The sequence below is a fragment of the Vibrio sp. TBV020 genome, assembly GCF_046056895.1.
Taxonomy (GTDB): domain Bacteria; phylum Pseudomonadota; class Gammaproteobacteria; order Enterobacterales; family Vibrionaceae; genus Vibrio.
Genome location: NZ_JBEEAQ010000001.1, coordinates 80521 through 103398, shown reverse-complemented (window position 1 = coordinate 103398; position 22878 = coordinate 80521). Strand labels below are relative to the sequence as shown.

Sequence of the window (22878 nt, the reverse complement as noted above, 5' to 3'; positions counted from 1 at the left end):
TCATGATTGCGTTTTTAATTCTGGCCAGAGGCAATTGAGATCTAAGTGTTGTTCAATGGCATCAGCAATACGATCAATGGCTTGTTGCTGATTTAACTTGTGATCGACTTGAGCGATGTTATCAACGCCAGCCCAGCGGCATATATGAGTAACAGCTTCAGGTGTGTCGAAGATACCATGTAAATAGGTGCCAAACACTTGATTACAATCACTAATTGCCCCATCTGCTTGCCCAGAAGCTAAACGCACTGGTGAATTCCCAGAAATTTCGGTTATCCCAGCATGGATCTCATAGCCACTAATCGCTGTGCTTATACCATCTAACGTTAGGGAAGCCACTACATTGGTGAGTGTTTTTTTAGGTTTTAGTTCAGTTTCAATGTTTAAGTATTTCAATCCATCAGTGGAACCAGCTTGACCTTCAATTCCGAGAGGATCATGTATCGCTTGCCCCAACATTTGGTAACCGCCACAAATGCCGATAAGTTTACCGCCATAACGTAGGTGGCGTTGAATATCTTTATCCCAATGTTGGCTGCGAAGATAGTCAAGATCGCTTCGCACAGCCTTAGAGCCTGGCAATATAATTAAGTCAGCGTTAGTTATGCGTTCCCCTTTACCGACATATTTTAAATCGATATCAGGATTAAGCCTCAATGCGTCGAAATCAGTGTGGTTACTAATGCGTGGAAAAACTGGTACAACAACTTTTAATTTGGTTTGGTCGCCTGTAAGTTGCTGTGCGTTGATAGCATCTTCAGCCTCTAGATCAAAGCCATGAAGGTAAGGTAGAACACCAATTACGGGTTTGCCTGTTTTCTCTTCTAACCAATCTAACCCCGGTTGCAACAATGAAATATCGCCTCTAAAGCGATTAATAACAAAGCCCTTAACCCGCTTTTGTTCACTTTCAGACAAAAGAGCTAAAGTGCCATAAAGGTGTGCGAATACACCTCCGCGATCAATATCGGCCACAATGATGACAGGCACGTCAGCTTCCTCAGCAAAGCCCATATTAGCGATATCATTTTCCCTGAGGTTTATTTCTGCTGGGCTTCCTGCTCCTTCGATCAATACGCTCTCATATTGTTGCTGTAATATGGAAAACGATTCCAGCACGACGGGCAATGCGACTTTTTTATAAGATTGGTAGCCGATAGCATCGACGGTTGATGTGGCTTTACCTTGAAATATAACTTGAGCACCCATGTCGGTGTGAGGTTTTAACAGCACAGGGTTCATATGAACTGAAGAGTCGATGTTGCACGCTAAGGCTTGGACCGCTTGTGCCCGACCAATTTCACCACTATCTGGTGTTACTGCACTATTCAATGCCATATTTTGTGGCTTAAACGGGGCGACTTTAATTCCCTTTCTCGCTAACACGCGGCATAAACCTGCCACCAATACACTTTTACCTGCGTCAGAAGTCGTTCCCTGAACCATTAAAGCTTTTAACGTCGACTGCATTAACTACAAACTCATTAATTATCTGTTCTTTTGCCCATAATAACGGCTTTTATCCCTAAGGCTCAATAAGATGAATCGAATATGAACTTACTCCTCAGTATCGATTCAACTTCACTCTGTTTTAATAGCACCATCAAAACAAACACTGCCTAACGAAACAGAGAGACATTACTATGAAAAAACTAATTTTAGCGACTGCTGCAACTATCGTACTAGCACCATCACTAGCAATGGCAAAAGATGGTCATAGAGATCACAATTCAACTATTCAGTACACAGGGCCAGTAGAGGTGGTAACGGTAGCATCTCTTCTTGAAGACACGAGCATGTTCACTGAAAAGAATGTTGTGGTTGAAGGAACGCTGGTTCGTCAACTAAAGGGCGATACATTCATCTTTTCAGACGGTCAAGGTGAGATACAAGTAGAACTTGATGACGACATCAATATGACACAAGCAATCGACCATACGACAAAATTACGTCTATTTGGAGAATATGAAGGCGGCAACACGCCAGAAATTGAAGTAGATCGTGTCCAGGTTCTATAATCTACCTGAATTAGTCCTTCGATTACGTTACTATTGGCTTGCTTATTGCAAGCCTTTTTTGTAACTACATTTTGATGTTAGTCGGAGACTACTTTTGAAAAAGATTATCTTGGCCAGTGCCTTAGCGATTGCAGGCATCAGCGGAAATGCTCAAGCAAACAATTTTAACTATAACTATTTTGAAGTGCGTACCGCCATTGGTCCAGAAATGACGGGGGCTGAGTTCAGTACACTTTTCACTGATAACTCCCACTTCATTGTTCGTATGGATACACAGTTTGACAGTGACTATGATATTGCCGGAGGGATCGGATTCAACGGCCCTGTAAATCAATTTGTCGATGTGTATGGGCAACTATTATTGCACCGTGTTAAATACACTGAAGAGTCTGGTGGTGACAGCAATACTCAAGCTGAATTCAACCTTGGTTTACGAGCTTGGTTAACCAATCAGGTTGAAGTAACAGGACGACTGGGCCGTAATGATGACTCCTCCGTTTTTCATGCCGGCGTTCGTTTCCATTCTACAGAGCAACTTTCTCTATCTGCAGAAACTCGTAACAACGGTTTGTATGGCCCACAGGTTACTATGTCTGTACGTTTTCAATACTAAATAAATCCTGGCTGTTCAGACCTGAGCAGCCACCTCTTTCAGTTTTTCCATTCTCGTAAAGAAATCTAGTCCTATCTCACGTCGCAGTATGACTTACGGTTTATTTGGTTGTGTATATACCGTATTATATGCGCATATGTAAACTCGTAGGACAATAAAAGAAATGAACTCCATTTCAATTAAGAACAAACTTACTATTGCGTTTGTAATTGCGATTTTAGTGATGACAGCGATTCAAACGTATATGACAGGACGTCAACTGCTAGATGAGACCTATCGCTCCGTAAAACAGTACGGGACGACCCTACTTGAAACCAATATTTCCGGGATGGATAAATGGATTCAAGGTCGAATTAATGTGGTCAATGCGGCAAAAGATGCGTTTAAATATACTGATAACCCAACAAGTTACTTTACTCAAAGTACTAATGCTGGCCAGTTTCAAATTGCGTATGCTGGGTTAAGCGACGGTACTTTTTTACAAGGTGTTGACCTTCCTGTTCCTGCAGGCTACGACCCTCGTCAACGCGATTGGTACAAAAAAGCGATGAGCAAAGGTACATTCTATGTCACTGAACCTTATATTGATGTCGCAACCAATGATCTTGTAGTCACTATCGCCACACCTTTCAATACGAATGGATATAGTGGTGTTATCGGAGCGGACATGAATATAAACGCTCTCGTCAACGACATTGTTAGTTTGGATGATACTGGCGTTTACGCTTTCTTAGTCAACAGCAACGGAAAAGTTGTTGCTCACAAAGATACGTCCCTATCACTTAAGCCAGTTAGCCAGATCTCAAATACACTTGATATTGGTTTGATTGAAAGCATCTCACAGAATCATGAAATTAAAGAGATGTTAGTTGGTGGTAATGAGGCTTTTGTTTCGTCCCGACATGTCCCAAACACGGATTGGTACTTCACGGTAGTGATCGATAAAGACAATGCGTTTGCTTCGTTCCGCTCTGTATTGCGTCAAGCTGCGTTCATGGGTGTACTGCAAACAATTGTTATTGCATTTATCGCACTGTTCTTTATTCAGAAAGCGTTAGCTCCGCTTCAAACGTTAAGTTCTTCAATGGAAGCACTCTCTAAAGGTGACGGCGATTTAACTCAGCGTATTAAAGTTGATACTAAGGATGAAATTGGACAGTTAGCGACACACGTTAATGCATTTATTGCCAAGCTCCAGGAAATTGTAAAAGACATTGCTCGCTCTTCTTCCGAACTCGATACTCAGTCTAAGGTGAGTACCGATGTTGCAAGACAAACAAGTGATGGCTTATCTGTTCAGCTAAACGAGATGTCACAGATTGCCACCGCTGTTCACGAGATGTCTGCTGCTGCTGAAGAAGTGGCAAATAACGCTCAATTAACAGCAAACTCTGCAATTGGTTCAACGGAGCACTGTAACGAAGGTAAACAAGTGATTATTCGTAACCAAGAGTCAATCACTAGCCTAGCGCAACAAGTTGAAAATGCGGCACATATTATTCGTGAGCTTGAAAAGAACGCCCTAGATATCAATATGATTCTTTCAACGATCAGTGACATTGCAGAGCAGACCAACCTACTCGCATTGAATGCGGCGATCGAAGCAGCACGTGCTGGTGAACAAGGTCGTGGATTTGCCGTTGTAGCAGACGAAGTACGTGTACTCTCTCAACGAACGCATAGCTCGACCAATGAAATTCGCGAAATGATTGAAAGCTTGCAGCAAAACAGTGTTGAAGCTGTAAATTCGATGCAGCGCAGCCAAGACCTTGCACAATCTAGCGTTGACGATGCAAGTAACGCGACTTCAGCATTAGAGAAAATCGCGGTATCTATCCAGGAAATCTCTGATATGGCATCGCATATTTCAAATGCAGCGTCAGAGCAGCGCACTGTTACTGGTGAAGTGAGCAAAAACATTCAACTTGCTAACGACGTGTCTGACCAGATGTCTGTTCAAGCAGATAGCTCTAGCCAGTTGTCTGAAGAACTAAGAAGTATTGCAAAGCAGTTGAACAAACAAGTTAAACTCTTCAAGTACTAGACGTTTTGTAATGAAAAAAAGCCCAGCCAATAAGTAGGCTGGGCTTTTTGCGTGAAGAAACCAAATTAACGAACGACGATTCTACGTGGTATCAGCTCTACGCCTGTCTGATACCTTTTAGATGCGGCATTCAGCGCTAGGGCCATCGCACTATCAGCAATTAATTCAAACTGTTGTGGTAGTGAGTTTATCTTCATCGGTAGAAAGTCTAGAAGTCGGTTATCACCAAACGTAGCGATTTTGAGCTTACTAGCGAGCTCTGGACGCTCTAACAATACATCCAGTACTCCTTCTAACAAAGTATAAGATGTTGTGACGATCGCGTCCGGAACCGTCCCTTTTTCAACCCAGTCGTCCAGCACTTTTTTGCCTTCAGAGCGATTGAAGTGATCACCATAGCCGATAATAGACTCGACAGAATGATTCTTTGCTGCTGAAGTAAAACCGAGCTCACGTTCTCTTGAAATATTCAGTTCAGCAAGTGCTCCAATTAACCCTATCGACGTGACATTGTCACTCAATACCGACGACGTCAATTCGAACGCACCTCCAAAGTCTTCACTAATAACACAACAAAAGTGCTCGTCATCCAACGGACGGTCTAAAGCGATTACTGGCGTGCCACTCTGTTGTAGGTTTACGTAAAACTCACTTGCTTCTGGAATGACACTCGCAACAAAAAGTGCATCCACTTTACGACTTACTAACGCACGTACAACGTTTTTCTCCGTCTCAGGATCGTCATCCGAACACGCGATTAGAATTTGATAGCCTGCTGAACGAGAGTTTTGTTCCAAAAGCTTCGCTAACCTCGCATAACTGGTGTTTTCTAAATCTGGAATTATCAAACCAAATGAACGGCTATGTCCGGCTCTTAATGTACTGGCAGCTAAGTCTGGCCGGTAGTTGTGTTCATCCACTACGGCCATTACTTTACGCTGTGTCTTCTCGCTAATCCGGTATTTTTGCGCCTTGCCGTTGATTACGTAACTCGCAGTCGTTTTAGAAACGCCTGCAAGTTGGGCAATCTCATCGAGTGTCATATCACTCACCTCTTAATTGTGCGCTGGATCATAATCCGCCATTAATGATCTTTTACTAAGTTGAATTATAAGCTGAAACGATTCAGTATAAAAGCTGAAAGGATTCAGCAAGATTAATTGAGTGACATGAATCACCCTTAAGTCACAGTTTCCTGTCCTGAACGATTAATTATTGTGAGGATAAATGCTGATTTCTTAATTTATTATCTATTTGCTGAATCGATTCAGTAGCATTCAGCAAAATTAGTTTGAAGTTTATTGCCGACAATTAGAGCGGTACGTTTTTTAAAAGCTGGAGAACACCATGCTTAAATTATCCACTAGCAACATCACACTTGCGCAGACTGCAAGCGATAAATACGAAGCAATCAAAAGTATTGCTCAAAGCCTTTCAAGTACTGGTCTTGTAGAGAACGGTTATGTCGAAGGCATGCTTAACCGTGAAAACCAAAACTCTACTTTTTTGGGGAACGGTATTGCCATTCCGCATGGCACAATTGAAACGCGACCATTAGTAAAAACTACCGGCGTTGCTGTTCACCACTTTCCTAACGGTGTTGATTGGGGCGACGGCAATATTGTTTATGTTGCGATCGGCATTGCTGCAAAGTCAGACGAACACTTAGGCATTTTGAAGCAGTTAACGAAAGTACTCTCTGCCGATGGTGTAGAACAAACACTAAAAGCCGCTCAATCAGAAGATGACATCATCGACCTACTACTTGGTAAAGTTCAGCTAGAAGCCGAGCTTGATGCTGCATTGGTACAAATTAAGTTTCCGGCAAGCGACATGGTTCAAATGAGTGCTGTAGCCTCTGGATTATTAAAAAATACAGGTTGTGTCGGCAGTGCTTTTGTCGCTGATATGGTTACAAAGACCCCTACTCACTTAGGTAAAGGTTTATGGCTTGTCGGTAGTGATAAAGATGTTACACGTACTGGTGTTTCATTTGTTTCAACGACTAATGAATGTAACTTCGAAGGCGCTCCGGTTCGTGCATTAGTTGCTTTTTCTGCGTGTAATAGTGCGCACCAAACTATCCTCTCAAACCTGACGAATCTAGTATTCCAAGGTAAGCAAGATCAACTAATAAGCGCTGCCACTGAAGAAGTCCTAGCTCTCTTAAAAGGTGAACCCGTTAGCAATACAACAGGTGAAGAAAGCGGAAATAGCGCCATCTTCAAGATAAAAAATGCTCACGGATTACATGCAAGACCTGGAGCGATGCTTGTTGCTGAAGCGAAAAAGTTTGAGGCAACAATACGCGTGTCAAATCTCGATGGTGATGGTAAAGAAGTGAATGCTAAGAGCTTAATGAAAGTCATCGCACTCGGTGTTAAACATGGCCATCAGCTTCAATTTGTAGCAGAGGGTCCAGATGCCGCAATCGCGCTAGAGTCAATCGGTAATGCTATCGCATCAGGTTTAGGTGAAAGCTAAGGATATTCTATGTCTAAGACTAATAAAGTTGTCACTGTAACGCTTAACCCAGCACTTGATTTAACAGGTTCTATCGACCTTCTCTCTTCAGGAACAGTTAATTTAGTTTCATCAAGCAGTCTACACGCTGCAGGTAAAGGCGTTAACGTCGCAAAAGTACTTAGTGAACTAGGTGCTGATGTCACCGTGACCGGTTTTCTAGGTTCGGAAAACCCAGAACTGTTTTACCAATTATTTGATCAGATCGGTGTGACTAATCGCTTTATCGAAGTGAAAGGTTCAACGCGTATCAATGTCAAACTTGTTGAGAAAGATGAAAGAGTCACTGACATTAATTTTCCTGGCGTGACCGTGTCACAAGCTGATGTTGATAAATTTGAAGCCGAGCTATTAGAGCTAGCTAACGAACATGAATACTTCGTGTTTGCTGGAAGCCTACCTGGTGGTGTCTCGCCATCGCAATGTGCTGCGTGGATTAAGAAGTTACGTAAGCTAGGTAAAAAAGTCCTTTTTGATAGTAGCAAAGCTGCACTGAAAGCTGGTATCGACGCGCAGCCATGGCTGATCAAACCCAATGATGAAGAGCTTAGCGACTATATAGGTTCTTCACTAACAACAGCGGAAGAATGCAAGTCTGTCGCTCAACAACTCACACATAAAGGAATCGATAACATCGTCGTATCCATGGGTAAAGACGGTGTTATGTGGCTCCATGACGGTGAGTGGCTGTCAGCTAAGCCGCCTCAAATGAAAGTTGTTAGCACAGTAGGTGCAGGTGACACCCTAGTTGCAGGGTTGTGTTGGGGCTACATGCAAGATTTTGAAAAAGAGTCATTAATTCGCTTCGCCACCGCACTTTCAGCGTTAGCTGTTAGTCAGGTTGGTGTCGGTTTAACCAGCCAGAAAGAGCTGGAAGAGATCAAGAATCAGACGCAAGTCCGAGTACTTGATTTAGCAATAACTCGTATCGAGAACTAAGGAACAAAGGTTACCATTATGAAATTAGCAATCATTACGGCGTGCCCTAGTGGCGTAGCTAACAGCATTCTTGCTGCTGGCTTACTAGAACAAGCTGCTAAATCACTAAGCTGGGACGCTAAAATAGAGTGTCAATCTTCAGTGATCGACACCCAAATACTAACAGCGCAAGAGATTGAACAGGCAGATGTTGTGATTATCGCCGCTGATAAAGTTATCGACACAACACGTTTTGTTGGTAAGAAAGTGTACTCAGCGCCAATTGGGTCTCTAACAGAAGATAGTCAGGCATTTTTGAAGCTTGCAGTGGAGCAATCCAGTGTTTTAGAGCAAGCTGACGTACCTACTGAAGTTGCAGCATCGACAATTAGCAAGAAGATTGTAGCGATTACAGCCTGCCCTACAGGCGTGGCACATACCTTCATGGCTGCAGAAGCGCTTGAAGAGGAAGGTAAACGCCGTGGACATCAAATCAAGGTTGAAACCCGTGGTTCAGTTGGTGCAAAAAACCAACTAACAGCTCAAGAAATTGCAGAAGCGGATCTGGTCATTATTGCTGCCGATATCGAAGTACCATTGGATCGATTCGACGGTAAGTTGATGTACCGAACCAAAACAGGTCCTGCTCTTAAGAAAACAGCACAAGAAATGGACAGCGCGTTTACCCAAGCGACGCCATACAAACACACTGGAGCTTCTACATCAAACGCTACTGAAGAGAAAAAAGGCGCATATAAACACCTTATGACAGGTGTATCTCACATGCTTCCAGTTGTTGTCGCAGGTGGTTTGATCATCGCCCTTTCATTTGTATTTGGTATTGAAGCGTTTAAAGAAGAAGGTACGTTAGCTGCTGCGTTGATGACCATTGGTGGCGGTTCAGCATTTGCGCTAATGATTCCTGTATTAGCAGGCTACATTGCATTCTCGATCGCTGACCGCCCTGGCCTAGCTCCTGGTCTAGTCGGTGGTATGTTAGCAAGCTCTACTGGTGCTGGTTTCTTAGGTGGTATAGCCGCAGGTTTTATTGCCGGTTACGCAGCTAAGTTTTTAGCAGATAAAGTATCACTTCCCCAGTCGATGGAAGCTCTTAAGCCGATTTTGATCATTCCGTTCGTTGCGACGTTATTTACTGGTCTAGTAATGATTTACATTGTTGGTGGCCCGGTATCTGGCATCATGAATGGTTTAACAGAGTTCCTGAATAACATGGGTTCTGACAGTGCTGTTCTATTGGGTGTTCTGTTGGGTGCAATGATGTGTTTCGACTTGGGTGGTCCTGTCAACAAAGCTGCATACGCATTTGGTGTTGGTCTGTTAGCATCACAAACTTATGCGCCTATGGCTGCAATCATGGCAGCGGGTATGGTACCGGCACTAGGTATGGGTTTAGCAACGTTCATTGCTAAGAACAAATTTGAAAAAAGTGAACAGGAAGCAGGTAAAGCATCGTTCGTACTTGGCCTGTGCTTTATCTCTGAAGGCGCAATCCCTTTCGCAGCTAAAGACCCTATGCGTGTAATCCCTGCGTGTATGGCCGGTGGCGCGCTAACAGGTGCGCTCTCAATGCTATTTGGCGCAAAACTGATGGCTCCTCACGGTGGTTTGTTTGTACTGCTTATTCCAAACGCGATTACTCCGGTAGTTATGTATCTAGTGGCGATTGCTGCGGGTACAGCGGTTACAGGTTTGAGCTATGCGTTCTTAAAGAGCAAAGCACAAACAACGCAAGCGGCATCCAACGCTGCTTAAGACAAAGTCTAAGTAATTTAAAGCACCTTTTTTAAGGTGCTTTTTTCGTCTAAAGCAATAATTGGTATGGCATTCTTTTAAGACATGGCGTACTAAATACGCATATACTCAACAAGGCTCACAGTAAATAGCGAAAAACCTAGGTATAGTAGGTGTACTACTGACTAATTTGAAATTTAATTGAGCCAAATGCGACAACGCAGTTCCAAATTTATACTTCAATCCATAGCTGTGTTCAGTGTACTGGCGTTTGTTCCGTTTTTGTACTTTTACAATCAGTACAGCCTCATTTCAGTCAAAACAGAACTGCATATAGAGCAACTCAATCGCAATAAGCTTGAATACGCGAAGGTCGAGCTACAAGCGTCCCTACAAAAGATGTCAGAATCTTTACGTTACCTTTCTCACAATAACATTCTAATACAAGCGGTAACTAATCCGACAAAACCGAATACCGAAGCATTACAGGACTTCTGGTTACTCATCGCTCGAACACAAGGGTATTACTCGCAACTTAGATTTATCGACAATAGTGGTATGGAGATTGTCCGGGTAAACAGCGGACAGAACTTCATCGAGCTTGTCGACAAAGAGCATTTACAAAATAAAAGTGGGCGAGATTACTTTGAATATGCCAAAACGCTTGGAGATAGGGATGTTGGAACATTTGGCATTGATCTTGAGCGTGAGAATGGCGAATTAGTGTCTCCATTGGTTCCAGCTTATCGAGTGATCTACCCTATTTCATTCAACGGTCAAAGGCTTGGTTACTTTGTTGCAAACCTCGACCTTGTCAGAATTTATAAGAACCTTGCCTATAAGAAACACATCACCAATTTACCTCATGTTGTTTCCCAAGAGGGTTATTACCTAATGACCCCTAATGGCAACGATATTATGGGTAATTTGGTACGGAAAAACGCAGACAGCAACCTTGCTAAACAGTACCCATTACTTTGGCGCAGTATTCAGCTTGCCGATTCTGGAACAGTTAAAGAGCAAAACGGTTGGTTCTCTTACACAAAAACTCAAATCGGTGGTGGCGACCAAATAAGTACCGTGATTATGTTCCTTAAAACCGACTTTTCTGCTGCCAGAGCATTTGGTGAAGATGCGAGAATGTCCCTTCATCAACAGGCGATATTTATACTGATTATTTTGGTACTCCTCACTTTTACATTCGTAACTTGGAATTATAACCACGAGAAAAATAGCTTAGATAGCAAAATTGCTCGTGCTGCAATGAATGGTATGTCGGCAATGGTTATTACCGATAGAAATAACCGCATTATTCAAGTAAATGAGGAGTTTACCCGTGTTAGTGGCTTTGAACTCGACGATGTTAAAGGTCAGCCGCCTTCCCTTTTCGCATCAGGTAAGCACTCTCAAGACTTCTACATTAATATGTGGAAGCATTTAGAAAAAGACGGTCTTTGGGAAGGTGAAGTCGTAAATAAGCGTAAAGATGGGTCTCAAATAACCGAGATTCTTCGTATCCAAACGGTCAAAGATAACCGAGGGACGATTCAGTTTTACGTTGCTTCATTTGTTGATATTTCTCATCGCAAGGAACTTGAAAACCGCCTTCGAGAACTTAGTGAAAAAGACCCACTTACTTCTCTTTGGAATCGCAGGAAGTTTGATTCTGAAATCCAAGCTCATTCGGCGCGTGCAAAACGTTATAAAAACCAAGAAGTGTCGACACTTGCCTTAATAGATATCGACCACTTTAAACGAGTTAACGATCAATATGGGCATGATCAAGGTGATGTTGTAATCAAAGAAGTCGCAGACTCATTAACCAAACAATTAAGAGAGACAGACCTTGTTGCTCGTATAGGCGGAGAAGAATTTGCTCTGATAATGCCCCATACAGATTTACGTGAAGCTGAAATGGTTCTAAACCGGATCAGAATTGCAGTAAACCTAGAAAGCGAATTGAATATAACGGTCAGCGTAGGTGTCACCGAGATTTGTGAAGTACAAGAAGAATCGTATAAACGCGCAGATATCGCACTTTATGAATCCAAGTCGCTGGGACGGAATCAAGTTTCAGTTCTATCGGTGAGTGAGAGCCACTCAATAGCATGATGTTATAAATATAAGGCCTTGGATATCACCAAGGCCTTATAATAATTGCCAGTTTTAAGGGCAGGTCACCTCATCCCAGAACCAGTTTGATTGTGTTGGAGACTCCCAAGTCCCAGGATTGTTTTTAGCAACAAAACATTTTCCATTGAAGCTGTATGTTTCGCCATTTTGCGCTTGTGTTGAACCAGGTTCCCAAGGAGTAACCGTGCCTGAACCTGTGTTTCCACCGGTATCACCGCCATTGCTACCGCCAGTGTCACCACCGTTACCAGTCGTTAAGTCAGCCAGAGGTAAGTCTGGTTGTTCAAACTTAAACGCATAGTCTACCCCATTAATGTTTACGGTGTAGTTTGCAGGACCAGAGATTGGTAGGTAGTAAACCATGTCTAGCTCATAGGTACCACCAGCAGGAAGTTCTTTCCATGCAGGCAAGCTAAATGCCACGCGGTGCATTGTTCCGTCTAAACCACCAATGTTGTTTGCACGTGTATGACCCGAAGCAATTACAGCGAGACCACCACCAGATTGGTCTTTAGCGTTATCCGGTGCAGAGACTGGAATATCAAACTGGAACTCAGTACCACCCGGAATTGCTTGGCCTGTATTGTTTGTAAACGTTACTTTCGGGTTGATTGGGTAGTTTTGGTCTCCTACTTTGAACCCACCAATTGACACCGAAATATCAACCGCTTCAGCTGGTATCGCTCCCGTAGCAATCTTATTACCGTAAGGTGTCGCTGACTTGAACTTGTCGTAAATGGCTTTAGTCATAGTGTTACCCATGTGGTATTCACCATTACCAGATTTACATGCTTGTTCAGTTACATCGATAGCACCACGCTGTCCGTTAGCGTCTAACTCGTAACAGTTGTAGTCACCCGCGAGTTCCCAGAACATGATACCGCCGATTTCTTTATCAATCACGTAGTCCGCTTTTACGTTTACAGAAGCTTCATCTTCAGTTGATAAGAACACACCTTTCTCTGCATTCCATAGCCATGGAGCTACTGCAACACTGTCGTAGTTACGCTCGTATGTTCCTACCAATTGATCTGTAGGATCATTCACAGGATCGAGCTTATAAGCGTCAGTGTATGTACCCCAAATACCATTTTCTAGGTTCTTCGCGTGCCACATTGGACCTGAACCCGCTCCCATTTCGTTGCCTTTCGGGTCCGTATCGTGCCACATGTTGTCGATACCAACGGCACCATTACCACAATTGTTTTTCTCCCCTTCTCCAGTGCCTTCTGGACATTGAGATTGGTTAGGTAGCGCTGCTCTTCCCCATAAACCATTAGTACCACCAGTAACGCCTTGCCAACCACGGGTATAGTAAGGAACACCAATATTAATTCGACCCGCAGGCATTGAACCTCTGAAGTAATGATATGCCCAGTCGGTGTTTAAGTAACCAATGCCACCATATGCTGCTGTGCCGTAAACATTCCATTGTGCAAGTTCAGAATCTTCACCAGTATCAAACAACGCAGCGTTATGACCCACGTGGTCGTTCCAAGCTCCGTGAAGGTCATACGACATAATGTTTACGTAATCTAGGTATTTGGTCACATCAAAGGTTTCCATACCACGCAGTAGATAACCAGATGAAGGAGCCGCGATAGTTAACATGTAATGTATGCCGTCTTGAGCAGATGCGGCATCAAGTTTTTCACGTAATACTTTCATCAACTCTTGGTAAGAGGCCCATAAATAAGGACGACGCGGTTCCATGAATGCTTTGTCGTATGGATTACCTGCTCCAGCCATAGATGTCGGATACTCATAGTCGATATCGAGACCATCGAACTTATAGGTACGCATCATTTCAACAGCGGATGTGGCGAACTTTTCAATACCGGCATGGTTAATAGAGCCATCAGCGTTGGTAGTCATAGTATAAAAACCACCATCGGCAACACGGTTACCATCAGCGCCGAAGTGGCCACCTGTTTCTGCCCAACCACCAATCGAGATGAGAGTTTTAACGCCATATCGTTCTTTGTATGTGGCTAGTGCGCCAAAGTGCCCTTTGAAGCCCAAAGTAGGATCAATATCTACCCCAGCCCATTCTTTACCCGTGGCCGCGTTATTAGGGTCGTTAACATCACCTAGGTTTACTTTCCCGTCAGAGCCTATACCAACAAAAGCATAATTAATGTGCGTCAATTGCTCCCAAGGGATGTCTTTTACAAGGTATGCAGCTTGAGGGTCATCACCTGCTCGCCAACTTGTGAAGTAACCAATCACACGTCGAGGGTGATCTGCGCCCATTAATTCACGACCTTCTTCGTCATAGGTCGTACAGTAAGGAACGTTTACTCCCTCAGTTTGGTACAGTCCATCTGGTCGACATGTAGCTACGGTTGGAGCGCTATTGACTTGCAGTGATGAAGAGGCTGAGTTGGTCGTTGCCCCAAGGTTGTCCGTTGCTTTTGCGTATACGGAAAGATTACCTGATTGCGTTGTCGTGTATTCTAACGTGTATGGTGAAGTTGAAACTGTTCCTACGAGAGAGCCCGCTACATAGAAATCTACTTTATCAACCGTGCCGTCTGTGTCGCTAGCTGTCGCTGAAAGAGTAACAACACTTCCTAACTCGACGCTTGCAGAGGATAGTGTCATCTCAATAGACGGGGCGACATTGTCAGGATTTGCAGAGGTAACAACGATGCTCACGTTACTATCAGTACTTTGAGCCCCTTTGTCATCGTAAGCAACCGCCGTAATTTGATGATTACCCGCAGTCGCAGTCCAAATGGCGGAATAAGGCGACGTTAAGCTTTCGGCGATAACGGCACCATTTAACTTAAACTCGACCTTACTAATTGAACCATCTGAATCAACGGCATCCGCTGATAGAGTAATGACATCACCTTCAACAATATTGTCGGTAGATGTTGGCGAGGTAATAGATGCAGTAGGAAGTTCGTTACCTCCCGACGCATCACAGCTTCCTAACTCTTTCCAATGGCCCCATTCTCCTGCTGTTTGAACTGGGTCATTGCCTTGGGTCCAATAGTTAGCTTGATAACCCTGTCCAAGATGTTCAACCTGATCACCAGTATTGTAGATGGCTGTTGAATCCCAACTGTTTAATGTGGTGCAGTCAACAGCAGCGTAGCTATTAAAAGCCATCAAACACGATGCGCTAAGAGTACTCAGCGTAAAAACGCTCTTTACCGCATTCCTTTTTGATAAGTGCATATCGCTCTATCCTTAAGTTATTGTTTACACGTATAAAAAGTGACGAACATTTCGCCACAAACTTAAATCATTACGTGAAATAACCTTAGATTAGAGCCAATAAAATACACGTTCAAAATAGTTATACTTCAAATTAACTCGCAATTCCCGATGTCTACTTTGTAACATCAACATACTTATTTTGTATCAATAACTAAATTTTGATTTATTTCAGCTGATAAAAAATAAGCCTCTTCATTAATCTAATGAAGAGGCTTTTAGTAGAAGATTGACTAGATCTCCTATAGGGGGTTGCGAGAATAATTCTCTTTCTGTCTATAGTATTACTCAAACAAGGCTGTAAAAACACTGCAAATTTGTAAAATGCAATTTCCTCTTTTAACGCATCTGAGTTAATTAATTCAAATCAAGCATCTATCGCTGTCGGTGTTTGGTTAAAGTGGCGCTTATATTCTCGTGAAAATTGCGACGTACTGCTGTACCCCACTTTCCTTGCTGCAACGCCCACTTTAATGCCTTCTAACTGAATCAACTCGCGAGCCTTGTTCAAACGGACTTTTTTGATGTACTGAATTGGTGTTTCCAACGTGACATCTCTGAATGCTTGGTGAAACGCTGAAATACTCATATTAGCTTGCTGAGCCAGGTCTTGAACTGTGACACTTTCATGATAATTCTTGTGCAGATAGTCTAAGGCTTTCGCAACCCGCGCATAGTGTCCGTCGTGACGAGCGAGATCGAATAAAACATGTCCTTCACTGCTCATGAGTGCTCGATAAGCAAGTTCTTCCATTAAGCTCTCGCCCAATATTTTTCTATCAATAGGACAACACAAGGCTTTGATTAACCTTTTACATACGTCGAGCATTCCATCATCCATTGTCACAGACTTTAAGCCTGCCCCCCTATTTCTATCATCAATTGGTTTATAGCAATTAAGGGTTTCCAATTTATTCACCAAGCGATGGAGAACTTGAGAATCTATACTGAGACTTAACCCAAGCAAAGGTTCACCGTTTTCGACAAATGATTCACACTCAAGAGGCATGGGAACACCCACGACCAAGTATTGGTCAGGTCCATATTTTACGGGGGTATTACCCAAATAAATGTTTTTGTGTCCTTGACCTAATACAATTACGCCTGATTGATAAACGAAGGGCTGACGGCTGTTTCCTTGACTGCTTCGATAGAAGTAAACACCTTCAATGTCTGTCTCGGCGATTCCTTCTAAGTCATGTAGCTTTTTGTAGTCGACATACTGTTGCATTAATTGAGCTAAAGACATTCAGTCCTCTCATGAGAATTGTAGGAATAGGCAATATTATTGGAGAATTTGACCTTTATCAGTATCAAAGTCAATATTATTATGCATACAACAACAAAAACATGTAACAACATGAACGCTAGAGGCAAACTATGCAATTTACATACGTAAACCCTACTCAAATCCAATTTGGCCAAGGTCAAATCCAAAGCATTAAATCTATTATTCCACACGACAGTAAAGTTATCGTTATCTACGGTGGCGGCTCTATTAAGCGTAATGGTGTCTATGACCAAGTCGTTGAAGCTCTTGAAGGCTTCGAATGGGTTGAATTCTCTGGCGTTGAGCCAAACCCAACAAAAGAGACGCTAGATAAAGCTGTCGCAATGGTTAAAGAGCAAGGCGTTGATTTTATCTTAGCCGTTGGTGGTGGTTCTGTTATCGATGGTTCTAAATATGTTGCAGCGGCATCGCATTATGACGGTGATGGTTGGGACATCATGGTAGGTAAACATGCTGTTGAGTCGGCAGTACCACTTGGCGCGATATTAACGCTTCCGGCAACGGGTTCTGAGTCAAATATGGGCGCAGTGATTACTAAAGCGGAGACGCACGACAAACTTCCGTTCATGACACCACATGTTCAACCAAAGTTTGCTGTAATGGATCCTGACGTAATGAAAACTCTGCCAGAACGTCAACTTATCAATGGTATTGTTGATGCGTGGGTACACGTATGTGAGCAATATTTGACGAACACTCATGGCGCTATGGTTCAAGATGGCTATGCTGAAGCACTACTTAAGAACCTAAAGCAATTGGGCGAAGAGTTCGAACAGCGTGATAACGATGTATGGCGTGCAAACCTAATGTGGAATGCCAACCAAGCATTAAATGGCTTGATTGGCTCGGGTGTTCCTCATGACTGGGCAACGCACATGATCGGGCACGAATTCACAGCACTTTGGGGTGTTGACCACGCACGTTCACTTGCGATTGTTCAACCATCATTACTTCGTAATCAGATGATTGCGAAGAAAGCTAAACTAGAGCAAATGGGTAGAAACGTATTTGGCCTAAGCGATTCTGAAAACCTAGCTGAAGAGACAATCAGCGCAATTGAAGCGTTCTATCAGTCTCTAGGTGTAAGCACACAATTCAGCGAATACGAAAGTTCTAAAGATGAGGCTATTGACGCAGTAGTCGCTCAACTAGAACAACACGGAATGGTAGCTCTTGGTGAGAGCCAAGCGATCGACCTAACGCAAAGCCGCAATATCTTATCGGCTGCTATTGCTTAAGCATCTCTAGTGACTAATCTAAAAAAGCAGCGGTTAGCTGCTTTTTTTTTTCGTCACCGGTTACATTACAAGCCGCTTTCTTATGCTTAAGATTGTCATTCCTTAACATGATAGCGATAGATGAGATCGTCGTAGTAACGACCGCCAATTACATAGGCATCTTTTTCTCTTTCAGCGAGATTAAATCCAGCCTTTTCTAGCACCTTGCATGAAGCAATATTGCCATCGGTTACAATTGCGTTAACCGTATCAATAGGGAAATTCCCCGTCATATAGTCAATTAACCCAATCAACGATTCCGTGCCATAGCCTTTTCCATGAAACTCTGGAAGTAGCAGGTAACCGACTTCGACATGTTGTTCATTATCTTCAGAGATACACAATCCGGTCACACCTATTGCCTTTTGGCTCGATTTTTCACGAATAACTAAACATAACCAGTGCGAGCTTGGCCAAGACCATTGCGGTAATCGTGAATCAAAACGTTCACGTATCTCTTCTACAGACGGCTTGTCAAAAGCATAGCGGATAACTTCATCATCTTGATTGAGACGTTCAAATAGAGCCCAGTCGGTTTCTTTAATTTGGGACATGGTCAATTGTTTAGTTTCAATGAAATACATTTAAGCTCTCTAATCTAGCAGTTCTTTTAAAGCTTGTTTTGACTCTTCTACAAGCTGCGTAAGCGTCTGTTGGTGACTGATATAGCATTGATGTGGGCTAGGATCTTTTTCGATAGTTAAGCACATATCAAACAACGCATTTAAACCCAAACTGCCCGCTGAGCCCTTTAATTTATGAGCGAGCTGTTTTACACCACTATTATCTTGTGAATTTTCTAATAAGTTAAGAATCTCATCAGCACCCTGATTAAACAAGTGGCAGATGTCGCGCATTTTGTCTTTGCCCAGCACTTCCATATCAGCATTAATAATTTTGCTATCTATGACCAGTCTTTCTTCCATATCATCGCTTTCCATTACACACTCAGTTTGCTCAAGTATAAGGTCGTGCCCCTCTAGGCTGTTCTGGACCATTACACATAGTGCATCTTTATCCAAAGGTTTAGGTAAGTAACCATCAAAGCCAGCGGAAATGTAACTCTGTACTTCTTCATTGTACACATGAGCGGATACAGCAATTATAGGTGTGGGTGCATGGTTCAAATCGTTTTCAACTTGTTTCAAGTCGGCAATAAGTTCTACGCCGTCACAGTCGGGTAAGTTTATATCCATCAGTACGATGTCAAAACGTTGATCTCTAAACAGTTCTCTCGCCTGCTTACCGTCAATCGCGGTAAAGGTCTTGTGTCCCATGCTTTCGAGGAAGCCTTCTGCAACCATACAGTTCACTGGGTTATCTTCTATCAGTAGAACTTTAGCTTTAACTCTACATTCAGAGATGCCCTCTGTCTCTTCGACTTCTTGACCTAAAGCGAGAGGAATTGAGAACCAAAAACGACTGCCTTCGCCCACGCTTGAGTCTACCAATAAGTCGCCATTCATCGCTTCAACGATACGTTTACTTATTGCTAAACCAAGCCCAGTGCCCCCTTTCGAGCTTAGCCCTCCCGACGCTTGAGTGAAGGCATCAAACAACGTGACTTGTTCTTCTTCGCTGATGCCAACTCCGGTGTCGGAGACTTCGAAGAGAACATTGCCTTCGAAATCTGGATCGAGAGAAACATAAATGTCGACATGGCCTTGGTCGGTAAACTTAATCGCGTTACCTACCAAGTTATTTAATACTTGGCTAATTCGAGTCACATCGCCATGCCAAAACTTACCGACATCACTTTCGATAATGCAATCTAGCTGGAGAGATTTTTCTTTAGCGCGACCATCTAGTAAATGTTTAGTATCGTCCACCATTGAATACAAGTTAAAATCAACCGGGCGGATCTCTAAATGCCCTGCTTCAATTTTAGAGTAATCAAGGACATCATTTAAAATCGCGAGTAGCGTTGTCCCACTACGGTTGATGACATCGACGTAGTATCCTTGTTTACTATCAAGCCCTGCATCTTTGAGCAGTCGTGCTGTCCCCAATACGCCATTCATAGGAGTTCGAATTTCATGACTCATGGTTGCAAGGAATGCTGACTTCGCTCGGCTTGCTTGCTCTGCTTGAGCACGCGCTCTTGCATGGTTTTCTACTTCTTCGTTGAGGCGTACGTTTGCCTCTTGAAGTTGATGCGTACGTTCGGTGACAAGTTCTTCCAAATGTTCTTTGTGTTCTTGTAATTCCCGCTTTGCTTTCGCTTCACTTTCTGCCACCACTTTTAAAGCATGCGCAGTATTTCGTGCAGTAATGATCGCCTGCCCCATATGGGCTAGCTCGTCATTACCTTTAACAGTGACATCTACCTGTAATTGACCTTTAGCGATAGACAATAGCGCAGACGAGTATTCTGCCAAGCGCTTAAGCACTGAAACATAGACCACTTTCCAAACGATCAACACCACAATAACCATACCTAGAACGGTTATAATGGTTAGGGTTAATTGTGCATAATCGAGTGTAGTTTTAAGCTCAGAAACAGCAACGGTGGTTGCGGAATTGGATTCATCGACTAGTTTGTTTACTGTGGTGTTCAGTGTTGAAAATTGATCCAGCGTGTTTTGCATTAATTGCTGCGCTAAGCCTTCATTTTCATAGCGCTGTAGCAATACGTCGAAAACCACTTCTCTGTCTTCTAGTTGCTTTAGTAAATCGACCATTTGCACAGAACGAGTTGGGTCTTCTACTGCTTGTACTCGCCTTTTCATTATCGATAAGTTGTTTACAAATTCCTGACGAATAGTTTTTATTCGATCGATATTTGAGATGGTACGCGTTTCTTCAATGTGATTGAGTAGCTTAAAGGCAAGTAAGTGAAGCTCATGAAGACGTTCTGATAAGTCGAGGTCGACTTCCACTAAAGTGTCGAGCGCTTTATAGGCTTGTTGAGTCTTTTGTTTATCCAAAAGGTCGTATATGTGCGTTACATTAGCGACGGCAATTGTAGACGTGTTCGATACTTGCGTTCGTGTAAGCTGCTCTAATTCTTGCGCTAGTTTTCTTAGTTCCTCAGTACGAACCATTAGTTCCTTATCAAGGAACAAGCGCTTTTCGACAGTAATCCCTAGTTTGGCAAGTGTATCGATAACGATCTGTAAATCCGTTTCTAGCTTTGTTAACAAGCTAGAATCAAAGGAGTCAGAGCCCAGTTGTTTAATGTGAGTTAACAAAGATTCTAACTGAGAGAACAGCTCTTTCCCTGCTTGCTGTCGTTCCTGCTCTGTCTTTGCGTTAGAAAGGACCTGAACAGAGGAAATAATGCGAGAGCTGAGTACAGAAACTTGCCTAGCTTCGATCATTGAAGGTATGGCTGAGTTAACTACGTTGCGTTCAGTTTTAGCGACAAAACTAAAACCGAATACACCGATAAGAGCTGAAATCAAAACCAGTAAGGCCATAGCTAAGAAGGCAAACAGCAATTTACGCCCAATACTGGCTTTAGCGAGTAACACGATGAATCTTCACTTCTTTAGTCATCTAGAATGCGGTATATTTTGCAGTGTTTATTCAGCCTTTACCAATGAAATACTGCATGTCTTTGATCTCCGCGATTAAAAAGCGAGCCACAACGTTAAGCGCACTGCTACTGGTTGCTTTTGCAAGCCAAGCATACGCTAATGATCCGCTTAGGGTCTGTGCGATCTACCCTCACCTTAAAGATTCATACTGGCTGTCTGTAAACTATGGAATGATCGATGAAGCTAAAAAACAAAACGTCGATCTGCGAGTCCTTGAAGCTGGCGGTTATCTAAATTTAGAGAAGCAGAGAGAACATTTATCCCTTTGTGTGCGCTGGAATGCTGATGCCATCATTGTCGGTACTGTTGCTCCGGATCTTTTTTATAATTCTCTGCGTCAGTATGTGGGTAGTACGCCGATTTTTGCCAACGTTAATAAGCTGATTTTTGATGATGAGAATAGCACCAACCTTAAGGGGGAAGTTGGTGTCGATTGGTATTGGATGGGTTACTACACGGGGGAATATCTTAAATCTAAACACCCGAAAGGTTCTGGTGTTGCTAATGTTGTACTTTTGCCCGGCCCTAACTCTAGTGGTGGTACGAAGCCAGTGATAAAAGGCTTTTACTCTGCTATTGAAAACAGTGATATAGATATTATCGATACTCTGTGGGCAGATAATGACAAAGAGTTACAGCGTAACTTGGTGCAAGCTGCTATCGACAACCCTAAGGTTGATTATATCGTCGGTAGCGCGGTTGCTATTGAAGCCGCTATCAGCGAACTACGCAGCGCAGGCAAAACGGACCAAATTGGCTTAGTTTCAACTTATCTTAGTCATGGTGTTTATCGCGGTTTGTTACGTAATCGCGTCGAATTTGCACCTACCGACAAAATGGTTCTTCAAGGACGCCTATCTATTCAACAAGCCGTAAGCTACTTACGTGGCGAGCAGTATGACAAAGTACAAGCTCCAATCATTGAGCCCCTTACGCCAAACAAATTAAATTCAAAGGTGATTGAGCAATCATTATCACCTTCAGAATATCGCCCTACTTTTTACGTCTATAAAGAAAACAAATAATTGGGAAGTCTAATGGAAAAAACGACTCGTACTCTACCGGAAAACAAACACATCGCTTTAGTTGCACACGATAACTGCAAGCCTGAGCTGCTCCGCTGGGTTAAAGAAAACAAAGAGAAACTTCAAGGCCACTTCCTTTACGCTACTGGCACGACTGGCTCTATGCTAAGTAAAGAAACCGGCCTAGCGATTAAAAGCATGATCAGTGGCCCAATGGGCGGCGATCAACAACTTGGTGCATTGATTTCTGAAGGAAAAATTGATGTGCTTATCTTCTTCTGGGACCCACTTAATGCTGTACCACATGACCCAGATGTAAAAGCGCTACTACGTATCGCGAGTGTTTGGAATATTCCAGTGGCGACCAACCGAGCTACAGCTAAATTTATTATTGAGTCAGAATTGATTGAACAGAAAGTGGATATCGAGATTCCTGACTACGAAGCCTATTTAGCAAACAGGACTTAACTCGAACAAACAAAGAAAAGCCTGCTAAAACGCAGGCTTTTTTCTAACTATC

The 22878-nt window shown here is 43.0% G+C and carries 16 protein-coding genes; 10 read left to right on the top strand and 6 right to left on the bottom strand.

Annotated elements, in window-relative coordinates; all coding sequences use genetic code 11:
- Entirely contained in the window at positions 1–1470 is a 1470-nt protein-coding gene (locus tag AAFX28_RS00405) for a cobyric acid synthase (RefSeq protein ID WP_408684628.1), read from the bottom strand.
- A 173-nt stretch (positions 1471–1643) separates the two neighbouring features.
- On the opposite strand from AAFX28_RS00405, the gene AAFX28_RS00400 reads away from it, so the two are divergent.
- The 3 genes from AAFX28_RS00400 (at position 1644) to AAFX28_RS00390 (ending at position 4675) form a co-directional block, all read left to right on the top strand.
- Positions 1644–2018: a YgiW/YdeI family stress tolerance OB fold protein gene (locus AAFX28_RS00400; RefSeq protein WP_408684626.1), complete on the top strand. Its 375-nt coding sequence runs from the start codon at positions 1644–1646 to the stop codon at positions 2016–2018.
- A gap of 94 nt (positions 2019–2112) precedes the next feature.
- Positions 2113–2631, top strand: coding sequence for a hypothetical protein (locus tag AAFX28_RS00395; RefSeq protein ID WP_408684624.1), 519 nt, complete (start codon positions 2113–2115; stop codon positions 2629–2631).
- A 163-nt stretch (positions 2632–2794) separates the two neighbouring features.
- Positions 2795–4675: a methyl-accepting chemotaxis protein gene (locus AAFX28_RS00390; protein WP_408684622.1), complete on the top strand. Its 1881-nt coding sequence runs from the start codon at positions 2795–2797 to the stop codon at positions 4673–4675.
- Between the two features lie 65 nt (positions 4676–4740).
- Here the strand turns inward: AAFX28_RS00390 and cra are convergent, their stop codons facing one another.
- Positions 4741–5718, bottom strand: a complete 978-nt coding sequence (cra, locus tag AAFX28_RS00385) for a catabolite repressor/activator (protein WP_408684620.1) — start codon at positions 5716–5718, stop codon at positions 4741–4743.
- 304 nt (positions 5719–6022) lie between these two features.
- Here cra and fruB point away from each other — a divergent pair, with 304 nt between their 5' ends.
- The 4 genes from fruB (at position 6023) to AAFX28_RS00365 (ending at position 11980) form a co-directional block, all read left to right on the top strand.
- Positions 6023–7159, top strand: a complete 1137-nt coding sequence (fruB, locus tag AAFX28_RS00380; RefSeq protein WP_408684618.1) for a fused PTS fructose transporter subunit IIA/HPr protein — start codon at positions 6023–6025, stop codon at positions 7157–7159.
- Positions 7160–7168: 9 nt separating this feature from the next.
- Entirely contained in the window at positions 7169–8137 is a 969-nt protein-coding gene (pfkB, locus tag AAFX28_RS00375) for a 1-phosphofructokinase (protein WP_408684617.1), read from the top strand.
- Between the two features lie 18 nt (positions 8138–8155).
- Complete coding sequence (gene fruA, locus AAFX28_RS00370) at positions 8156–9889, top strand: PTS fructose transporter subunit IIBC (protein WP_408684615.1); 1734 nt, start codon at positions 8156–8158, stop codon at positions 9887–9889.
- A gap of 189 nt (positions 9890–10078) precedes the next feature.
- Positions 10079–11980 (top strand): GGDEF domain-containing protein, encoded by a 1902-nt coding sequence (locus AAFX28_RS00365; RefSeq protein ID WP_408684613.1) that lies wholly within the window; start codon positions 10079–10081, stop codon positions 11978–11980.
- Positions 11981–12034: 54 nt separating this feature from the next.
- On the opposite strand, the gene AAFX28_RS00360 is transcribed toward AAFX28_RS00365, so the two are convergent.
- Positions 12035–15187 carry a chitinase C-terminal domain-containing protein gene (locus AAFX28_RS00360; RefSeq protein WP_408684612.1) on the bottom strand — a complete coding sequence of 1051 codons (3153 nt, stop codon included), beginning with the start codon at positions 15185–15187 and terminating at the stop codon, positions 12035–12037.
- A 406-nt stretch (positions 15188–15593) separates the two neighbouring features.
- The gene (locus AAFX28_RS00355; RefSeq protein WP_408684610.1) at positions 15594–16475 is read right to left on the bottom strand and encodes an AraC family transcriptional regulator N-terminal domain-containing protein; all 882 of its coding nucleotides are present in this window, start codon (positions 16473–16475) and stop codon (positions 15594–15596) included.
- A 131-nt stretch (positions 16476–16606) separates the two neighbouring features.
- Here AAFX28_RS00355 and AAFX28_RS00350 point away from each other — a divergent pair, with 131 nt between their 5' ends.
- Positions 16607–17755 (top strand): iron-containing alcohol dehydrogenase, encoded by a 1149-nt coding sequence (locus AAFX28_RS00350; protein ID WP_408684608.1) that lies wholly within the window; start codon positions 16607–16609, stop codon positions 17753–17755.
- A 95-nt stretch (positions 17756–17850) separates the two neighbouring features.
- On the opposite strand, the gene AAFX28_RS00345 is transcribed toward AAFX28_RS00350, so the two are convergent.
- Together AAFX28_RS00345 and torS are read right to left on the bottom strand one after the other, a co-directional pair.
- Entirely contained in the window at positions 17851–18378 is a 528-nt protein-coding gene (locus AAFX28_RS00345) for a GNAT family N-acetyltransferase (RefSeq protein WP_408684606.1), read from the bottom strand.
- A gap of 9 nt (positions 18379–18387) precedes the next feature.
- A complete protein-coding gene (gene torS / locus AAFX28_RS00340; protein ID WP_408684604.1) occupies positions 18388–21267 on the bottom strand; it encodes a TMAO reductase system sensor histidine kinase/response regulator TorS in 2880 nt (959 codons plus the stop codon).
- 80 nt (positions 21268–21347) lie between these two features.
- On the opposite strand from torS, the gene torT reads away from it, so the two are divergent.
- Complete coding sequence (gene torT, locus AAFX28_RS00335) at positions 21348–22358, top strand: TMAO reductase system periplasmic protein TorT (RefSeq protein WP_408684602.1); 1011 nt, start codon at positions 21348–21350, stop codon at positions 22356–22358.
- A 12-nt stretch (positions 22359–22370) separates the two neighbouring features.
- The gene (locus tag AAFX28_RS00330; protein WP_134834727.1) at positions 22371–22826 is read left to right on the top strand and encodes a methylglyoxal synthase; all 456 of its coding nucleotides are present in this window, start codon (positions 22371–22373) and stop codon (positions 22824–22826) included.
- The last annotated feature ends 52 nt before the right edge of the window (positions 22827–22878 follow it).

Bases quoted from the DNA above. Each gene is read 5' to 3' on its own strand.
- AAFX28_RS00365 (WP_408684613.1), top strand. From the start codon at position 10,079: ATGCGACAACGCAGTTCCAAATTTATACTTCAATCCATAGCTGTGTTC.
- AAFX28_RS00330 (WP_134834727.1), top strand. From the start codon at position 22,371: ATGGAAAAAACGACTCGTACTCTACCGGAAAACAAACACATCGCTTTA.
- fruB (WP_408684618.1), top strand. From the start codon at position 6,023: ATGCTTAAATTATCCACTAGCAACATCACACTTGCGCAGACTGCAAGC.
- cra (WP_408684620.1), bottom strand. From the start codon at position 5,718: ATGACACTCGATGAGATTGCCCAACTTGCAGGCGTTTCTAAAACGACT.
- pfkB (WP_408684617.1), top strand. From the start codon at position 7,169: ATGTCTAAGACTAATAAAGTTGTCACTGTAACGCTTAACCCAGCACTT.
- AAFX28_RS00350 (WP_408684608.1), top strand. From the start codon at position 16,607: ATGCAATTTACATACGTAAACCCTACTCAAATCCAATTTGGCCAAGGT.
- AAFX28_RS00400 (WP_408684626.1), top strand. From the start codon at position 1,644: ATGAAAAAACTAATTTTAGCGACTGCTGCAACTATCGTACTAGCACCA.
- fruA (WP_408684615.1), top strand. From the start codon at position 8,156: ATGAAATTAGCAATCATTACGGCGTGCCCTAGTGGCGTAGCTAACAGC.
- AAFX28_RS00405 (WP_408684628.1), bottom strand. From the start codon at position 1,470: ATGCAGTCGACGTTAAAAGCTTTAATGGTTCAGGGAACGACTTCTGAC.
- torT (WP_408684602.1), top strand. From the start codon at position 21,348: ATGTCTTTGATCTCCGCGATTAAAAAGCGAGCCACAACGTTAAGCGCA.
- AAFX28_RS00360 (WP_408684612.1), bottom strand. From the start codon at position 15,187: ATGCACTTATCAAAAAGGAATGCGGTAAAGAGCGTTTTTACGCTGAGT.
- AAFX28_RS00345 (WP_408684606.1), bottom strand. From the start codon at position 18,378: ATGTATTTCATTGAAACTAAACAATTGACCATGTCCCAAATTAAAGAA.
- AAFX28_RS00355 (WP_408684610.1), bottom strand. From the start codon at position 16,475: ATGTCTTTAGCTCAATTAATGCAACAGTATGTCGACTACAAAAAGCTA.
- AAFX28_RS00390 (WP_408684622.1), top strand. From the start codon at position 2,795: ATGAACTCCATTTCAATTAAGAACAAACTTACTATTGCGTTTGTAATT.